Annotated in this window: 14 protein-coding genes; 9 read left to right on the forward strand and 5 right to left on the reverse strand. The window is 68.5% G+C overall.

Annotation, left to right across the window (positions count from 1 at the left end; translation table 11 throughout):
- Window positions 1-2: 2 nt before the first annotated feature.
- The 3 genes from cofC (at window position 3) to ACZ5YD_RS11330 (ending at window position 2,923) form a co-directional block, all read left to right on the forward strand.
- Entirely contained in the window at window positions 3-716 is a 714-nt protein-coding gene (gene cofC / locus ACZ5YD_RS11320) for a 2-phospho-L-lactate guanylyltransferase (RefSeq protein ID WP_379744547.1), read from the forward strand.
- 34 nt (window positions 717-750) lie between these two features.
- Window positions 751-1,902 carry a 7,8-didemethyl-8-hydroxy-5-deazariboflavin synthase subunit CofG gene (gene cofG / locus ACZ5YD_RS11325; protein ID WP_379744545.1) on the forward strand — a complete coding sequence of 384 codons (1,152 nt, stop codon included), beginning with the start codon at window positions 751-753 and terminating at the stop codon, window positions 1,900-1,902.
- A 121-nt stretch (window positions 1,903-2,023) separates the two neighbouring features.
- Window positions 2,024-2,923 carry a mechanosensitive ion channel family protein gene (locus tag ACZ5YD_RS11330; protein WP_379744543.1) on the forward strand — a complete coding sequence of 300 codons (900 nt, stop codon included), beginning with the start codon at window positions 2,024-2,026 and terminating at the stop codon, window positions 2,921-2,923.
- A gap of 78 nt (window positions 2,924-3,001) precedes the next feature.
- Here the strand turns inward: ACZ5YD_RS11330 and ACZ5YD_RS11335 are convergent, their stop codons facing one another.
- Both ACZ5YD_RS11335 and ACZ5YD_RS11340 read right to left on the reverse strand, forming a co-directional pair.
- On the reverse strand, window positions 3,002-3,361 hold the full coding sequence (locus ACZ5YD_RS11335; protein WP_379744541.1) for a DUF8147 domain-containing protein: 360 nt from the start codon (window positions 3,359-3,361) through the stop codon (window positions 3,002-3,004).
- 73 nt (window positions 3,362-3,434) lie between these two features.
- The gene (locus ACZ5YD_RS11340) at window positions 3,435-5,366 is read right to left on the reverse strand and encodes an aldehyde ferredoxin oxidoreductase family protein (RefSeq protein ID WP_379744539.1); all 1,932 of its coding nucleotides are present in this window, start codon (window positions 5,364-5,366) and stop codon (window positions 3,435-3,437) included.
- Between the two features lie 366 nt (window positions 5,367-5,732).
- Here ACZ5YD_RS11340 and ACZ5YD_RS11345 point away from each other — a divergent pair, with 366 nt between their 5' ends.
- A complete protein-coding gene (locus ACZ5YD_RS11345) occupies window positions 5,733-6,512 on the forward strand; it encodes a DICT sensory domain-containing protein (protein WP_379744537.1) in 780 nt (259 codons plus the stop codon).
- On the opposite strand, the gene ACZ5YD_RS11350 is transcribed toward ACZ5YD_RS11345, so the two are convergent.
- Entirely contained in the window at window positions 6,509-6,853 is a 345-nt protein-coding gene (locus tag ACZ5YD_RS11350; RefSeq protein ID WP_379745597.1) for a DUF5802 family protein, read from the reverse strand. The two genes, ACZ5YD_RS11345 and ACZ5YD_RS11350, sit on opposite strands and share 4 nt — an antisense overlap.
- Before the next feature lie 52 nt (window positions 6,854-6,905).
- A complete protein-coding gene (locus tag ACZ5YD_RS11355; protein WP_379744535.1) occupies window positions 6,906-7,274 on the reverse strand; it encodes a PadR family transcriptional regulator in 369 nt (122 codons plus the stop codon).
- 182 nt (window positions 7,275-7,456) lie between these two features.
- Here ACZ5YD_RS11355 and ACZ5YD_RS11360 point away from each other — a divergent pair, with 182 nt between their 5' ends.
- From ACZ5YD_RS11360 to ACZ5YD_RS11375, 4 genes are all read left to right on the forward strand, one after another.
- Window positions 7,457-9,805 carry a DEAD/DEAH box helicase gene (locus ACZ5YD_RS11360; RefSeq protein WP_379744533.1) on the forward strand — a complete coding sequence of 783 codons (2,349 nt, stop codon included), beginning with the start codon at window positions 7,457-7,459 and terminating at the stop codon, window positions 9,803-9,805.
- A 103-nt stretch (window positions 9,806-9,908) separates the two neighbouring features.
- The gene (locus ACZ5YD_RS11365; protein ID WP_379744531.1) at window positions 9,909-10,745 is read left to right on the forward strand and encodes a topoisomerase DNA-binding C4 zinc finger domain-containing protein; all 837 of its coding nucleotides are present in this window, start codon (window positions 9,909-9,911) and stop codon (window positions 10,743-10,745) included.
- Between the two features lie 46 nt (window positions 10,746-10,791).
- Window positions 10,792-11,934 (forward strand): tRNA-intron lyase, encoded by a 1,143-nt coding sequence (endA, locus tag ACZ5YD_RS11370; RefSeq protein ID WP_379744529.1) that lies wholly within the window; start codon window positions 10,792-10,794, stop codon window positions 11,932-11,934.
- Window positions 11,931-13,643, forward strand: coding sequence for a tryptophan--tRNA ligase (locus ACZ5YD_RS11375; RefSeq protein ID WP_379744527.1), 1,713 nt, complete (start codon window positions 11,931-11,933; stop codon window positions 13,641-13,643). Before endA ends, ACZ5YD_RS11375 begins: the two co-directional genes overlap by 4 nt.
- A 91-nt stretch (window positions 13,644-13,734) precedes the next feature.
- Here the strand turns inward: ACZ5YD_RS11375 and ACZ5YD_RS11380 are convergent, their stop codons facing one another.
- On the reverse strand, window positions 13,735-14,928 hold the full coding sequence (locus ACZ5YD_RS11380) for an iron-containing alcohol dehydrogenase (RefSeq protein ID WP_379744525.1): 1,194 nt from the start codon (window positions 14,926-14,928) through the stop codon (window positions 13,735-13,737).
- A 108-nt stretch (window positions 14,929-15,036) separates the two neighbouring features.
- On the opposite strand from ACZ5YD_RS11380, the gene ACZ5YD_RS11385 reads away from it, so the two are divergent.
- Window positions 15,037-15,567: a DUF5815 family protein gene (locus ACZ5YD_RS11385; RefSeq protein WP_379744523.1), complete on the forward strand. Its 531-nt coding sequence runs from the start codon at window positions 15,037-15,039 to the stop codon at window positions 15,565-15,567.
- Window positions 15,568-15,654: the final 87 nt, after the last annotated feature.

Here is a 15,654-nt window from a genome sequence, read left to right on the forward strand (position 1 = left end):
CGATGGACGTCATCGTTCCGTTCGCCGCTCACGACCCGAAGACCCGTCTCTCCGACGTTCTCGATCCCGGGGAACGGCGCGCGTTCGCACGCGTCATGCTCGCGGACGTGCTCGAGTCGATCGTCGCCGCCGGCGGAACACCCCACGTACTCGCGACCCGCCCGCTCGATCACGATCTTGAGGCGCTCCGAGATGCCGATCCGAACTCGAATCGCTCCTTCCAGTCCGATCTCGCCGGAAGTCTCGATTCCGGCCTCGACGTGATCGTCGACGATCGCGATCTCACGACCGCCGTGAACGCCGCCGTCGCCACGGCGTTCGAGGGGACCGACGCGTTCGAACCGCCGGTCGCGGTCGTGATGGCGGACCTCCCGCTCGCGACGCCCGCGAGCCTCCGGCGGCTCCTCGAGGCGGACGGCGAGGTCGTGCTCGCGCCGGGTCGCGGCGGCGGCACGAACGCGTTCGTCTCTCGCGACCCGTCGTTTCGGGTCGACTACCACGGCGTCTCGATCCGCGATCATCGCCGAAACGCCCGGTCGATCGGGGCGACCCTCGCCGAGGTCGACTCCCGCCGCCTCGCGAGCGACGTCGACGACCGGGAGGACCTCCTCGAGGTGCTCGTTCACGGCGAGCGACGCGCACACGAATGGCTCCTCGAGGCCGGCTTCGAGGTCGCCACCGACGGCGGGGACACGACGGTCGTCAGATCGGAGTGATATCCTTTTGGGCCTCGGACGCCGACTCGAAGGCGTGTTCCCCGCGGCCGAGCGCTACGACATCGCGGTCGAGCCCGACCCCGAGGCCGTCGACCGCCTGCTCGAGGTGACGCCGGCGGACGTCGAGCCCGCGGACGCGCTCACGTTCTCGCGGAACGTGTTCGTGCCGCTCACCACGGCCTGTCGGTACACCTGCACCTACTGCACCTACTACGACGTCCCGGGCGAGGCGAGCCTCCTCTCGCCCGAGGAGGTGCGCCGCCGTTGTCGGGTCGGCGCGGACGCCGGCTGTACGGAGGCGCTTTTCACCTTCGGCGACGCGCCGGACGACCGGTATACGGCGATCCACGAGCAGCTCTCCGAGTGGGGCCACGACTCCGTTCTCGAGTACCTGCAGGAGGCGTGTTCGATCGCCCTCTCGGAGGGGCTGTTGCCCCACTCGAACCCGGGCGATCTGACCGAAGCGGCCTTCGAGCGGCTCCGGGGAGTCAACGCCTCGATGGGCGTGATGCTCGAGACGACCGCGGACGTCGACGCCCACGCGGGCGGCCGTCGCAAGACGCCCGGACAGCGTCTCAACACGATCCGGGCGGCGGGTCGCGTGGGCGTCCCGTTCACCACCGGCATCCTCGTCGGCATCGGCGAGACGTGGCGCGACCGGGCGGAGAGCCTCCTCGCGATCCGCGAGCTTCACGAGCGATACGGCCACGTCCAGGAGGTGATCGTCCAGAACGTCGTCGAGAACGAGCGGTCGGACTTCGAGCGCCCCGGCCTCGAAACGATGCGGCGCGTCGTTTCGATGGCCCGAGCGGCGCTTCCCGAGGAGGTCTCGATACAGGTGCCGCCGAACCTCTCGCCGGCCGCGGAACTCGTCGACTGCGGGATCGACGACCTCGGCGGCGTCTCGCCGGTCACCGACGACTACGTCAACCCGGCCTACGAGTGGCCGGCCCTCGAGGAGCTTCGCGCCGTCGCGCACGCCGGCGACATGACCCTCCACGAGCGGCTCCCCGTCCACGACCGATACCTCCCGGACGAGATCCGCAGATCCGGGGCGGCGTCAGCCGGCTCGCCCGACGACCGCGAATGGATCGCGGCGTCCATCCGCGATCGGATCCTGGAGGGGGACGTCCACGGTCGTCGGTTTCGGGGGGTCGCCCGCCGCGAGGGCCCGCTCGAGATTTGAGCCGTCGTGCTATCGATCGATTGAGCCGTGCGCTCTCGACCGATTCCGATCTCGGCGGGGTGCCGACGGCGCGCTCGACCGGACCGTGCTTTCTTTATAAATGCGGACGAACGCATCGCACATGACACCACTACAGGCGGGGGCGATCGCGGAGTCGATCGATCTGGCCGGGATCGGGGTCTCGATCGCGTCGTTCGTCGTCGGGTTCGTCGTCGTGCTACTGTTCGGTCGGCTCGCGTTCGTGCCGGGCGTTCGACGGGTGCTCGACGCGAGGGGATTCGACGACGCGGTCGTGAGCTTGGCCGGAAGCGTCGCGAACGCGGTCGTCTGGGTCGGTGCGCTCGCGATCGCCTTGACCGTCGCCGGGTACGGAACGTTCCTCTCGGCGTTCGCCGTCTTCGGCAGCGCGGTCGCGCTCGCGGTCGGCTTCGCCGCCCAGGACCTGCTCGGCAACTTCGTCGCCGGCGTCTTCATCCTCAAGGACAAGCCCTTCCAGGTGGGCGACTGGATCGAGTGGAACGGGCAAAGCGGCCGCGTCGAGAACATCGACCTCCGCGTCTCGCGGGTTCGTACCTTCGACAACGAGCGCGTTACCGTTCCAAACGGCGAGCTCGCGAACAACGCGGTCACGAACCCGGTCGCCTACGAGACGCTCCGACAGAAGTTCGTCTTCGGGATCGGCTACGACGACGACATCGACCTCGCGACCGACATCATCGTCGAGGCGGCCGAGGCTCACGCGGAGATCCTCGAGGATCCCGGCCCCTCCGTCCGTCTCGTCGAGCTCGGCGACTCGGCGGTCGGCCTCCAGTCGCGGTGGTGGATCGACGATCCCGACCGGGGCGACTTCGTCCGCGTCCGCTCGGAGTACGTCCGGACGGTCAAAGATCGGTTCGACGACGCGGGCATCGACATGCCCTACGTCCACCGCGAGCTGACGGGCAGCATCGAGACGATCGAGGCGGTCGCCGAGGATTCGGACGCGGATCTCGAGGAGTCTAACACGGACGTCGACGCCTGATCGGCTCCGAGACGGCCTCGCGGCGCCTGTTTCGACGTTCCTTTGGTTTTTCATCCCGCGACGATTCGAACGCCGACCTCACTCGGACGTCGCTTCGATCGCCGCCACCATCACGCCCGCGAGGATCGCGACCACCATGACGACGCGGCCGCTCAAGAGCCCCCGCGTCGAGGCGATCGCGTACCGAACGGTGAACAGCCCGAGCGCGGTCGGACCCACCGTGGCGAACCCGTCCAGAAGTCCGCGGCGGACCCCGCGGAGTCCGGGGCTCGCTCTGTACGCGACCAGTCCGGCGAGGAGTCCGACCAGCATCCCGATCGGGAGCCCGACGAGCACCGAAAACGCGATCCGGGACTCGAGGGCTCCCGTGATCGCGCCCGCGACGACGAGGAACGTGGTCGTCGCCGTCCCGACGGCGACGAGTCGGCGGTCGGCCATACGACTTCCTCTGTGGGTGTAAATAAAAAGGTACGTGGCGATCGGCTGGCGCTCCCGAGGAGTGCCGGCCGGTTCAGTCGTCGGCGGGCGCCGCGCCGCTGCCGGCGGAGACGCCGGTACCGGGCCCGACGTCGATGTCGAGCTCGTCGAGCTTCTCGTCCGGGACGACGCCGTCGACCCAGCCGCGCGTCTCGTAGTACTCGGCCTTCATCTCCTCGAGTTCACACAGCTCGCCCTCGCTTGCGCCCTGGCCCGGAACCGCGTCCGGGTGGCCGTCGAGGAACCGGTTCGGCAGGGTGTCGTCCTCGCCGTCGAGTCCCGCGAGGTTGTTGTAGTAGCGCTCGAGGTTGTAGACGCGCTCGCCGGCCGCGAACAGGTCGTCCTCGGAGACGTCGCGTCCGGTGATCCCGTTGTACTGGAGCACGTACTCCTCGATCCCCTCCGCGAACGCGTTGAACTTGCAGATGTCGAAGGAGTCGGAGATGGCGTGGAGGTCCTGGAAGGTCGCGGTGAGCTCGCCCTTCCCCTCCCACTCGTAGGGATCGACCTTCTCCGGGATGCCGAGGATCTCGGCCGCCGGCGTGTACCCGCGGAGGTGACACGCGCCCCGGTTGGAGGTCGCATACGCGATGCCCATGCCCTTCATACAGCGCGGGTCGTAGGCCGGGATGGTCTGGCCCTTGACCGACAGCTTGTTGTCGTGGGCGCCGACCTCGTCTGCGACCCGCTCCGTGCCCTTCGCGAGCAGGTCCCCAAGTTCGGTCTCGCGGGTCGCGATCTCCGTGATGAGGTCGACCATCGTCTCGGAGTCGCCCCACTCGAGATCGCCGTAGTCGTCGAGCTTGCCCTGCTCGGACATCTCCATCGCCATCGCCATCATGTTGCCGACCTCGATGGTGTCGACGCCGACGTCGTTACACCGGTCGATCATGAGGGCGATGTCGTCGCGTTCGGTGTGTCCGGAGTTCGGGCCGAGCGCGAAGGCCGACTCGTACTCGTAGGACTCCATCCGGACGTTCATCTCCTCGCCTTTGTGCATCGTCTGCACCTCGACCTCCTTCTTGCAGGCGACCGGACAGGAGTGACAGGTCGGCTCGTCGACGAGGATGTTCTCGCGGACGTTCTCCCCGGAGACGCGCTCGGCGTCGATGTCGACGCCCTCCGCGTCCTCGTAGCTTCGCGTGGAGGTGTACTTGCCGTTCTTCGTCGGCAGGCCGTCCATCTCCTCGGTGATGTTCATGAGGACGTTCGTCCCGTACTGGGAGAGCCCGCCCTCGTTGGGGGCGGTGACGTCGGACTCCTGGATGACCTGCATCGACTGCTGGTGGCCCTCCTGGAACGTCTCGGGGTCGGCCGGCGCCGGCATGTTCGTGCCGGACTTGACGACGACCGCCTTGACGTTCTTGTTTCCCATCACGCAGCCGGTTCCGCCGCGGCCGGACGCCCGGTCGTCCTCGTTGACCACGCAGGCGTACCGGACGCCGTTCTCGCCGCCCTGTCCGATCGCCATCACGGAGACGTTTCGTCCCACGGTCCCCTCGACCTCCTCGCCGAGGGTATCGATCGTCTCGTGGACGCCCTTGCCCCACACGTGGGAGGCGTCGCGCACCTCGACGTCGCCGTCCTCGACGACGAGGTAGACCGGCTCGTCGCTCTCGCCGTCGAGCAGGATGCCGTCGAGCCCGGCCCACTTGAGCCGCGCGCCGGACCAGCCGCCGTGGTGGGAGTCGGTGACCGTCCCCGTGAGCGGGGACTTCGTCACGAGCGCGATCCGACCGCTCATCACGGCCTGCGTGCCGGTCAGCGGTCCGGTCATGAACGCCAGCCGGTTTTCGGGGCCGTCGGGGTCGACCTCCGGTCCCTTCTCGAAGACGTACTTGACGCCGAGCCCGCGCGCGCCGATGTACTTCTTCGCGTCCTCGTCGTCGATCCCCCGGTAGGAGACGTCGCCCTCCCCGAGGTCGATCTGTGCCACCCGGTCGCGGTATCCGCCGAATTCGGTCATGTAATGGTCGTTCCTTATATTGGTGCCGCAGGCTGTTAGATGTTCACACGAGAATGTAACGGTATATGGTTTCGACCCGGCGCACGACGTTCCACCCCAGTCGACGCGTCGACGACCGATCGCCCGGGACGATCTCGACCGCGTCGGTTCGCGTCGCCGCGGCTCGACAGCCCACAGGAGGCGCGGAGGTGTTCACGCCTGAAACGCGGTCGATCGCCGCGTTCGGGGGTCCGGTGTCGCCGCTCGGATCGTCCTCGAGACGCCACAGCAGCACTCACACGGACGTAAACGGCTTCGTAAGCGTCGATCGGACGACCGCGGAGTGGGTGGGGATCGTTTTTGTACCCGGAAGACGGTGTTCGGACGATGGCCGACTCGTTGCGTGCGTTCCTCGACCGGCTCGACGATCCCGAACGCTCGCTCGTGGTCCACAATCGATCCTCCCCGGAGGCGGCCCGCAACCTCCTTGAGGACCTCCTCGACAACCAGCCGGTTCCGGTGCACGAATCGTTCGACCCGGACGAGGAGGTGGTCGAGGAGGACGTCGTCTTGCTCGTGGAGGACGGCCGTGTTCTGGCGCGATCGACGATGGACGAGCTGCTCTCTGCGGTCCTCCTCGTCAACTCCGATCTGTATACCACCGGCGGCCGATCCCTCTCGGAGGTCGAACTCCCCGAGGTGCTCGAGCGGCTCGACGACGTCCCGTTTCACGTTCGGGGGTACCCGGAATCGAACAAGGAGAAGCTGCTGCTGATCACGATCTCGCGCGTGATCGAGCGTACAGCGGCAGAGGCGAGCTCCGGGACCCTTCGATCGTCGTTCCAGCGCCTCTCGCGCATCGAGGACGAACGCGGAACCAGGGCGGTCTACGAGACCGTCGGCAGCCGTGGAGTCGACGTCCACGTCTACGGGATCCCCGACCGCGATCTCGAGGGGAAACTGCCCGTCACCGTCCACGGCGGGACCGCGGAGGAGTACCGCCGCTCCTGGTTCGTCGTGTACACGCCCGACGATCCGACGACCGAACGGAACGAACACGTCGGCCTCCTCGCGTTGGAGGACGAGCCGAACGTCTGGGACGGCTTTTGGACCTATCGGGACGACCTCGTTCGCGACCTTGACGCCTACATCCGTCGCGCGCTCTAGACGCCGGTCGGTGGCTCCCACCCCTCCCACTTCAGGAGGTCCGCCGCCCGATCGGCGTCCGCGAGCAGCACGTTCTTCCTCGAGGGGAGCGTCTCGTCCGCGAGCTCGTCGGGCACGGCGAGCGTGCCGCTCGGGATCCCGTCGTCGCCGTCGACGGGAACGTGTCCGGTGTCGATCTTCATCACGAGCGGCGCGTCGAGTCGCTCTATGCCCGTATCGTCCGCATACAGCTGCTCGTTGACCCGCTCGTGATCCGCGCGTTGGATGAGCGGGCGGTCGCAGTCGTGCGGCTCGACGTACAGTTCCCCCAGGAAGTAGCTGCTCGAGAAGCGTTCGAACATTCTATGCATGGTAACACTACGCACACCACGGCATAAGCCTTGTCGCAAACGCTTATATCGACTCCTGATCGACCGCTCCGTCTTCCTCCGTGTCGACACGCTCACCGTTCGCGTCGTCGGTGCCTTCGTCGCACTCGTCGTTGGCGTTCTCGATGTTCCCGGCGAGCCACCCGTAGTGGTCGAGGAGAGCTCGCTCTCCCGCGTCCGTGAGTCCGTAGACGTCCGCGATCCCCTCCGTGTGCGCCTCGACGTGGCCGGCGTCCTCGAGCGCGGCCAGCATGGCGGAGAACGATCCGGGGTCGATCCGCTCGTCGTAGTGGGTCGAGAGGCGGTTCTTGAGACGCTGTGCGCGCAGCTCGCCCGCCTCGTACAACAACACGCAGACGTCGCGTCGGCGGCCGCTGTGGAGCCACTTGGCCATGTTCGAGCCTTCCCGTCCGGACGTATAGCTGTTGGAGTCCGCGGCCGGTGTTGGCGTCCGCGGCCGGTGTTGGCGTTCGCGGCCGGTGTTGGCGTCCGCGGCCGCCGGGAGGAGAAACGCCTTTCCCCGCGAGGCTCCCGACTCTAGACAATGCGTGGGAGGTCGTCCCGCGGTGGGACACGATGAAGGTCACGGAGGCGGTCCCGGAGTTCGCCGAGGCGTTCGGCTTCGAGGAGTTCAATCGGATGCAGCGAGAGGCGCTGCCCGCGCTGCTCGAGACGACGGCGAACGTGGTCGCGAGCGCACCGACCGGCTCCGGCAAGACCGCCCTGGCCGAACTGGCGATCTGCAAGACGCTCGCCTCGGGGGGGACGGCGCTCTTCGTCGCCCCGCTCCGCGCGCTCACGAACGAGAAGGAGAGCGAGTGGGAGCGGTTCGAGGACCTCGGCTACTCCGTCTACGTCGTCTCCGGGGAGCGCGATCTGAACCCACGACGCGCCGAGCGCGCCGACGTCATCGTGATCACCCCCGAGAAGGCCGACTCGGCGACGCGCAAACACGAGTCGGCCCGCTACTCGTTCATCGCCGAGGTCGACTGCGTGCTCATCGACGAGGTACACCTCCTCGATTCCGACCGCCGCGGCGGCGTCCTGGAGGTCGTCGTCTCCCGGCTGCGGCGGATCTGTGACCCCCGGATCGTCGCCCTCTCGGCGACGATGTCGAACGTCGAGGACGTCGCCGAGTGGCTCGATGCGCCCCCGGAGGCGACCTTCGCGTTCGGCGACGAGTACCGCCCCGTCGATCTCGAGACCGGCGTCAAGACCTACTCGCACGGCGACAACGCCTTCGCCGACAAGTACCGTCGGCTCTATCGAGCGATCGACCTGGCGGAGCCGCACGTCCGCGAGGACGGCCAGGCGCTCGTGTTCGTCTCCTCGAGACAGGACACCGTGCAGGCGGCGAAGAAGACCCGCGACGTCCTCGCCGAACGCGACGTGCCCATCGGCGCCCGCGGCGAGTACGACTTCCACACGGAGGCGAGCGAGCTCGCCAACGACACGCTCCGCCAGTCCGTCCTCGACGGGGTCGGTTTCCACCACGCGGGCCTCGGCAAGGACGACCGCGACCGCGTCGAGGAGTGGTTCCGCGAGGGGCACATCTCCATCCTCTTTTCGACCTCGACGCTGGCGTGGGGCGTGAACCTCCCCGCCCGCTGTGTCGTCATCCGCGACACCAAGTACCACGACCCGCTCGAGGGCGAGACGGACATCTCCCCGCTCGACGTGCTACAGATGCTCGGACGGGCGGGCCGTCCCGGCTACGACGACGTCGGCTACGGGTGGGTCGTCTGCGACCGCGAGGACGCCGATCGCTATCGGCGGCTGTTGCGCGAGGGAAAGCCGATCGAATCGCGGCTGGCGGAGGAACTTCCGTCCCACCTCAACGCCGAGATCGCGATGGGAACGATCCGCGATCTCGACGACGTGATGTCGTGGATCGAGACGACGTTCTACCACGTCCGCGCGCGCTCGAACCCGGAGGCGTACGGCTTCGACTCGATCCGCGATCGGGTCCGAACCGTCCTCGAGACGCTGGTCGAGGACGGGTTCGTCGAGACCGACGCGGATCTGGGGATCGAGCCCACCGCGGTCGGCCGTCTCGCCTCGAAGTACTACCTCCGGCTCGACACCGCGGCGCGGTTCCACGATCTCGCGGAGCGCGATTCGGTCTCGGTCGAGTCGATCCTGGAGGCGGTCGCGGCCGCCGGCGAGTTCGATTCGGTCTCGGCCCGGTCGGCTGAGGGCGACGCGATAGACCGGATCCTCGAGGCCGTCGACCTCGAAACGACCCTCGAGGACGGCCACCGCAAGGTGTTCGCGATCTGTGCGGCGAGCATGGACGACTCGGTTCCGTCCGACCTCCGGTCGGACGCGTGGGTGATCCGCCAGAACGCGCTCCGACTGATCGCGGCCTTGAGCGAGTTCCTCGACCGGTTCGCGGGTCCCCGGGCGGCGAACCTCGCGTGTCGGGTCGAGGCGCGGCTCGAACACGGCGTCTCCCGCGAGGCGGTCGCGTTCACGGCGATCGACGGGGTCGGCGCGAACCGGGCCGTGCGGCTCTCCGATGCCGGATTTGACTCGCCAGCCGCGATCGCGGACGCGGATCCGGGCGCGCTCGAGAGCGCGGGCTTGACCGAGGGCGTCGCGACCCGGATCGCGGAGGCCGCGGGGGATCTCCCCCGGATCGACGTCGAGTGGGGATCGTTCCCCGAGGCCGTCGAGGTCGGCGAGAACGACCTCCGGGAGGTGACCGTTCGAAACCGCGGCGGCGGCGCGCGCGTCGGCGTCCGCGTGACGGTCAACGACGTCGAGATGAACGCCAAAACGGTGTATCTCGACGGCGAGACGACCGTTCCGGTCGGCGTCTTCGGCGCCCCGGACGCCGACGAGGTGACCTTCACGATCGAGGTCTCCTTCCCCGAGCGGCCGCTGTATCCGGTCCGCTCGTCCCGCTCGGTCGAGGTTCGGTGAGGCGTCTTTTGGGAAGTTTGCCGGGTCGGGCTTGCGTCTTGTCACGGCGGCGGCACCCGGCGGCGGACGAGGGTTCAAACCGGATGCCGGGACCAACCGGCGTATGCCATCGCGCCTTCGCGTCCTGGCCGGCGACTGTACGACGACCTTCGAGGGGACCCGCGAGGAGACCACGCGGGGACGAGTCCTCGTGGTCGTCAAGCCCGACAACACGACGCTCGTTCACGACGCCGACGGCTACCGGCCGGTCGCGTGGCTCACCCGACCGGAGTCGGTGACCGTCGAGTCCGATTCCTCGGGATTCACCGTCACCGCCCGCGACGGCGACCGCACGCTCCGGGTGGTCGCCAACGAGGTCGCCGCCGTACGCGACGTCCCCGTCACGACGGCCGGAACCCCGGTCGGCGACTGTCCCGACTGCGCGTCGCCGCTCATGCGGTCCGCCGGCACGGTGAGTTGTACCGGCTGTGGATCGCGGTACGGCCTGCCCAGGGACGCGACCGTCACCGAACGGACCTGTGGGGACTGCGGGCTCCCCCTCCTTCGGGTCGAGCGCGGCGAGGTCCTCTCGGTCTGTCTGGACGTCTACTGCGACTCGCTCGCCGACGCCGTCGCGGAGCGGTTCGACCGCGTCTGGTCGTGTCCCGACTGCGGGTCCGACCTCCGGGTCCAGCAGGCGACCGGCCGGGTGTTCCTCGGCTGTGGGGAGTACCCCGACTGTGACACCACGTTCTCGTTCCCCTCGGGCGTCGTCGTCGACGACTGTCCCTGCGGCCTCCCCGTCTTCGAGACGCCCGACGCCCGCAGGTGTCTCGACGGGACCTGCGATCGGTGGCGAGGAGGCGACTCGCGGTCGTCGAGAGACTCCCGGCCATCCGACGCTGCGGGTCGCACCGACGACGATCACCGTCCCGTTTCGAACCACGACACCCGCCCGTGAGTCCCGGACCGCAACCCGTTTACGGCCGCCGCGCCGCCCTACAGCCATGCAACCGGAAGGGACCCTCCGCGCGGACGGCGTCCACGTCGGCGGCGACGCCCGCCAGCGGTTCTACGACTCGCGAGGCTACGGTCGGCCGCTCGAGGGCAACGAGATCGTCCTCACGCACCTCGAGGCCGCCCACCTCCTGTTTCGCGGCGATCTCTCGGCGGTCTCCGTCGACGGCGACGCGCTCGGGTTCGAACCCTTCTTCGTCCACGCGGCCGCCGCCGTCGACCGTTTCGCGGTCCGATTTCTGGTCTATACCGACCTCCGCGACCGCGGCTTCTACCTCTCGCCCACGCGCGAGGGATGGCCGGGGGATCGCCGCCTCGACGGGGACGGCGAGGACGTCGACTTCGTCGTCTACGAGCGGGGCGCGAGCCCCCCGGACGGGGCGCTCGAACACCGGATCCGCGTCGTCGGCGAGCGCGAGTCGATCCCGGTCGAAGGGCTGTCCGGAACGACGCTCGCGGTCGTCGACGAGGAGAGCGACCTCACCTACTTCGAGGCCGTCGCGATCGATCCGGACGGGGACACGCGATACGATCCGCCGGACGACCTCGCCGGCGTCCTCCTCGAGGACCGCGTCCTCGCGTGGGACGTCCCGGGAGACCTCTACGAGCGCGGCTTCTACGGCCGCCCGCTCTCCGGACGGGCATCCACGCTCGAGGGTGCCATCCAGCTGTCGCTGCTCGAGGCGGCCTTCCTCGCCGAACGGGGATCGCTGCGCCTCGATCGGGCGCTCCCGCTCGATGCCGCTTCGTCCGACGCCCGAACCGACGATGACGGGAGCGTCCTCGCCCCCGTCGACGCCGCCGAGGCCATCCGCGAGCGCGGTCGCGCGGTCGAGGGTGATCGGTTCGACCGGCGGCTTCGGGTGTACACGGACCTCCGTGATCGCTCGATCGTTCCGAAGACCGGGTTCAAGTTCGGCGCCGACTTCCGGACCTACCTCGAGGTGGAGACGGTGACGGATCTCCCCCACTCCGAACACCTCGTTCGGGTCCTCGAGCCGGACCACGTCTTCGTTCCCCGCGAACTCTCGCTCGACGTGCGACTCGCCGGGGGCGTCCGCAAGCGAATGGTTTTTGCGCCGACCGGTTCGAGTTCCATCGACTACCTCTCGGTAGCTCGACTCACGCCATGACCGACCACGACAACGCTCCACGCGGGACGTCCGCCGATCCGGACGTCGATACGACCGACGCGGACGCGGCCGACGCGGACGCGATCGGCGTCGCCGCCGACGTGCCCGCGACCGACGGTGGAACCGACACGGCAGCCGGCGCCGACGACGTGGAGCTCGACCCGTGGGGCTCGGCGACCGTCGACGACTACCGGAAGCTCTTCGAGGAGTTCGGCATCGAGGAGTTCGACGAGGTCCTCCCCGACGTGCCCCACCCGCACTACCTCATGCGTCGCGGCGTCATCTTCGGCCACCGCGAGTACGACGCCGTCGCGGAGGCGATGGCCAACGACGAGCCGTTCGCCGCGCTCTCGGGGTTCATGCCGACCGGGGACCCCCACATCGGCCACAAGCTCGTCTTCGACGAGATCATTTGGCACCAACAACAGGGCGGCGACGCGTTCGGGCTGATCGCCGATCTGGAGGCGCACTCGGCACGCGGGCTCTCCTGGGAGGAGATCGACGAGCACGCCCGCAGCTACGTCCTCTCGCTTCTCGCGTTGGGGTTCGACCCCGAGGAGGGGACCGTTTACCGCCAGTCGGACAACCGGGAGGTTCAGGACCTGGCCTTCGAACTCGGCTCGAAGGCGAACTTCTCGGAGATGCAGGCGCTCTACGGCTTCGACGGCGAGACGAACGTCTCGCACATGCAGTCGACGATCACCCAGATGGCCGACATCCTCTATCCGCAGCTGGTCGACGAGCCGAAGCCGACCGTCGTTCCGGTCGGTCCCGACCAGGACCCACACCTTCGGCTGTCGCGCGATCTGTCGATCCGGATGCGGTACTTCAAGGTCACGGAGGCGTTCGCCAGCTTCGAGCTCGATGACGACGAGCGCCAGCTCGTCCGGGCGGCCTACGACGCGCTCGCCGCCGCGAACGCGGACGAAAGTGGATCGGACGGGACGGGCGATGCCGACGGGACGGGCGATGCCGACCCGATCCGGTGTGAGGCGGCCGCCGACTGGCTCGAGACCTACGATCCCCCGGACGACCTCGCGGACGCCCGCGAGTCCGCGATCGGAACGCTGCGGTCCGGCGGGAAGGAGCCGCTTCGTCCGCGGGTCCGATTCCTCGACCGGAACGCGACCGAGGGGGCCTTCGAGGACCTCATCGAGCGGATCGACGGCGAAAAGCGCGTGTTCGAGGGCCACGTCGACGCCTTCGATCTCGACCGGCCCGCCGCGGAGGCGCTCGCCCGAGAGATCGAACTTGACCACGACGGGTTCGGCTTCCGACAACCCTCCTCGATCTACCACCGGTTCATGTCGGGGCTCACGGGCGGCAAGATGTCCTCGTCGATCCCGGCGAGCCACATCTCGCTGCTCGACGACCCCGAGGACGGACGCGAGAAGGTGAAAGCGGCGACGACCGGCGGCCGCTCGACCGCGGAGGAACAGCGCGAACGTGGCGGAAAGCCCGACGAGTGTCCGGTGTACGAGCTGTACGCCTACCTGCTCGCCGGCGACGACGACGACCTCGCGCGGACCGTCTACGACGAGTGTCGCGGCGGCGACCGGCTCTGTGGCGGCTGCAAGGACCAGGCCGCCGAGCTGATGGCCGAGTTCCTCGCCGACCACCAGGAGAAACGCGAGGAGGCGGCCGAGCTGCTCGCGGACATGGACATCGACTTCGACAGCGATCGTCGCGGCACCGGCGGCGAGCACTGACGCGACCCGACGAGGCCGTCCCGTTTCGGTGTTCCCACCTCTCCGACCGGATCAGTAGACGCCGACCGGATCAGTCGGTCGATTCGAACGGTCAGTAAGCCGATTCGAACAGCTCGATGATGTCGTCTCGGTCCATCGCTCGCGGGTTCCGGTCGATGTTGTGTTTCGAGTGTTCGAGCGCGATGTCCGCGAACGTCCCGAACTCCGAGTCGTCGACGCCGCCGAGCTCGCCGATCCGGTTCGGAATTCCGACGTCCTCGTTGAGCGCCTCGACCGCCTCGACGCTGCGGTAGGCGCGTTCGATCGTCGATTCGTCCTCGCGTTCGGGCACGCCGAGGAGCCCCGCGATCTCCGCGAACCGATCGGGCTCGGCCGGGACGTTGTACCGCATCACGTGCGGCAGCAGCACCGCGTTGGCGAGCCCGTGACCGATGCCGCACTCGATGCCGAGCGGGTAGGTGAGCGCGTGGACGGCGCCGAGTCCGGAGTTGACGAACGCCTGTCCCGCGGTGGTCGCGGCGAGGCTCATCCGGTAGCGCGCCTCGTCGTTGTGGCGGCCCTGGTGGACCGCGGGGCGAAGGGAGTCGCCGATCAGCTCGATGGCGTGTCGCGCCAGCCCGTCGGTGAAGGGCGTCCGAAGCGTCGAGACGTAACACTCGATCGCGTGCGTGAGCGCGTCCTGGCCGGTCGCGGCGGCGACCCCCGCCGGCATCGTGCGGGTGAGTTCGGGGTCGACGAGCGCCAGGTCGGCGAACATGTGGTCGGAGTAGACGACCTTCTTGTTGTTTCCGTCCTGTTTGTCCGCGAACACGCCGATGTGGGTGACCTCGCTTCCGGTTCCGGCCGTCGTCGGAAGCAGGACCGTCGGCCGGCCGGGGCCGGGGACGTTGCCCATTCCGATCATCTCGCGCGTGGGGACGTCGTGTTCGGCGATGACGGAGGCGAACTTCGCCGTGTCCATGCTGCTGCCGCCGCCCACGCCGAGAACGACGTCGGCGTCCACCCGATCGACCTCCGCCGCGGCCGCCTCCGCGAGTTCGAGTTTCGGTTCGGGCTTGACCCCGTCGTAGACCGCCACCTCCACGTCGGCGGCCTCGAGCGCGTCGAGGACGGGGTCGGCCGCGCCGGCTCCGAGCACGTGCTCGTCCGTGACCACGAGCGCCGTCTCCACGCCCTCCTCCGTGGCGTACTCCGTCAGACCGTCCGCCGCGCCCATCCCGTAGCGGATCTCGTCGGGGCTTTTGATGTCGTTGACGTCGTCGATCGAACCGAGGCCGTCGAACATACGAGCAGAATGGCGCATCACGACCAAAAGCCTTCGCCCGACGGCGACCCGTGCAGCCGACTCGGTGGGTTTCGCGCCCTTTAACCGCCGCAGCCGTCAACGTCGCGTATGGCCGATCCACGCGTTCCGGGCGCCGAGGACGTCGTCGAGCTGTCCTGCGGCGAGACGATCCGCCACGGCGACCTCGATTTGGGAATGCGGGAGTTCGAGTGCGACTGCGGGGAGACCCACGGCGTCGTCATGGACGTCCACCCGCCCGAGCGGTTCCTCCCGGAGTTCCTCGTCGAGGTGTTGCGCGAGGCGATCGAGACGACGAGCGAGGAGATGCCCGAGTTCGGGACGCCGCACCTGCTCGGCGTGGTCTTAGAGGAGTTTCCCGACCGGGTCGTCGCGATCGACGCCTCCGAGACCGCGGACGTCGGATACGCCCTCGCGTGGGTCACCGAGTTCGACTCCCGCAGGCTCCACGAGGTGATCGTCGAGCTCGTCGTCGAACTGATGGAACACGCCGTGAGCCACGCCGACGACGACGGCGCCCTCCGGGAGTTCGAACGGCAGATGACCGACTTCGACGTCCCGGAGTTCGTCGACCGATACCGCGCCGAGCGCGACCTCGAGGCGGACGACCCGTACGCTTGAACCCCGTTTTCCCGTCCCGTCCCCCGCGTGTCTGACGTTCGTCGGACCGCTGTCTCACTGAAGACTATGTGTGTTCCACCCATACGT

Source organism: Halopenitus salinus, assembly GCF_055397165.1.

Coding starts and splice junctions, on each gene's coding strand:
- ACZ5YD_RS11340 (WP_379744539.1), bottom strand. CDS start 5,366: ATGACCGAATTCGGCGGATACCGCGACCGGGTGGCACAGATCGACCTC.
- ACZ5YD_RS11350 (WP_379745597.1), bottom strand. CDS start 6,853: ATGTTCGAACGCTTCTCGAGCAGCTACTTCCTGGGGGAACTGTACGTC.
- ACZ5YD_RS11385 (WP_379744523.1), top strand. CDS start 15,037: ATGGCCGATCCACGCGTTCCGGGCGCCGAGGACGTCGTCGAGCTGTCC.
- endA (WP_379744529.1), top strand. CDS start 10,792: ATGCAACCGGAAGGGACCCTCCGCGCGGACGGCGTCCACGTCGGCGGC.
- ACZ5YD_RS11375 (WP_379744527.1), top strand. CDS start 11,931: ATGACCGACCACGACAACGCTCCACGCGGGACGTCCGCCGATCCGGAC.
- ACZ5YD_RS11360 (WP_379744533.1), top strand. CDS start 7,457: ATGAAGGTCACGGAGGCGGTCCCGGAGTTCGCCGAGGCGTTCGGCTTC.
- ACZ5YD_RS11330 (WP_379744543.1), top strand. CDS start 2,024: ATGACACCACTACAGGCGGGGGCGATCGCGGAGTCGATCGATCTGGCC.
- ACZ5YD_RS11335 (WP_379744541.1), bottom strand. CDS start 3,361: ATGGCCGACCGCCGACTCGTCGCCGTCGGGACGGCGACGACCACGTTC.
- ACZ5YD_RS11380 (WP_379744525.1), bottom strand. CDS start 14,928: ATGTTCGACGGCCTCGGTTCGATCGACGACGTCAACGACATCAAAAGC.
- ACZ5YD_RS11365 (WP_379744531.1), top strand. CDS start 9,909: ATGCCATCGCGCCTTCGCGTCCTGGCCGGCGACTGTACGACGACCTTC.
- cofC (WP_379744547.1), top strand. CDS start 3: ATGGACGTCATCGTTCCGTTCGCCGCTCACGACCCGAAGACCCGTCTC.
- ACZ5YD_RS11355 (WP_379744535.1), bottom strand. CDS start 7,274: ATGGCCAAGTGGCTCCACAGCGGCCGCCGACGCGACGTCTGCGTGTTG.
- ACZ5YD_RS11345 (WP_379744537.1), top strand. CDS start 5,733: ATGGCCGACTCGTTGCGTGCGTTCCTCGACCGGCTCGACGATCCCGAA.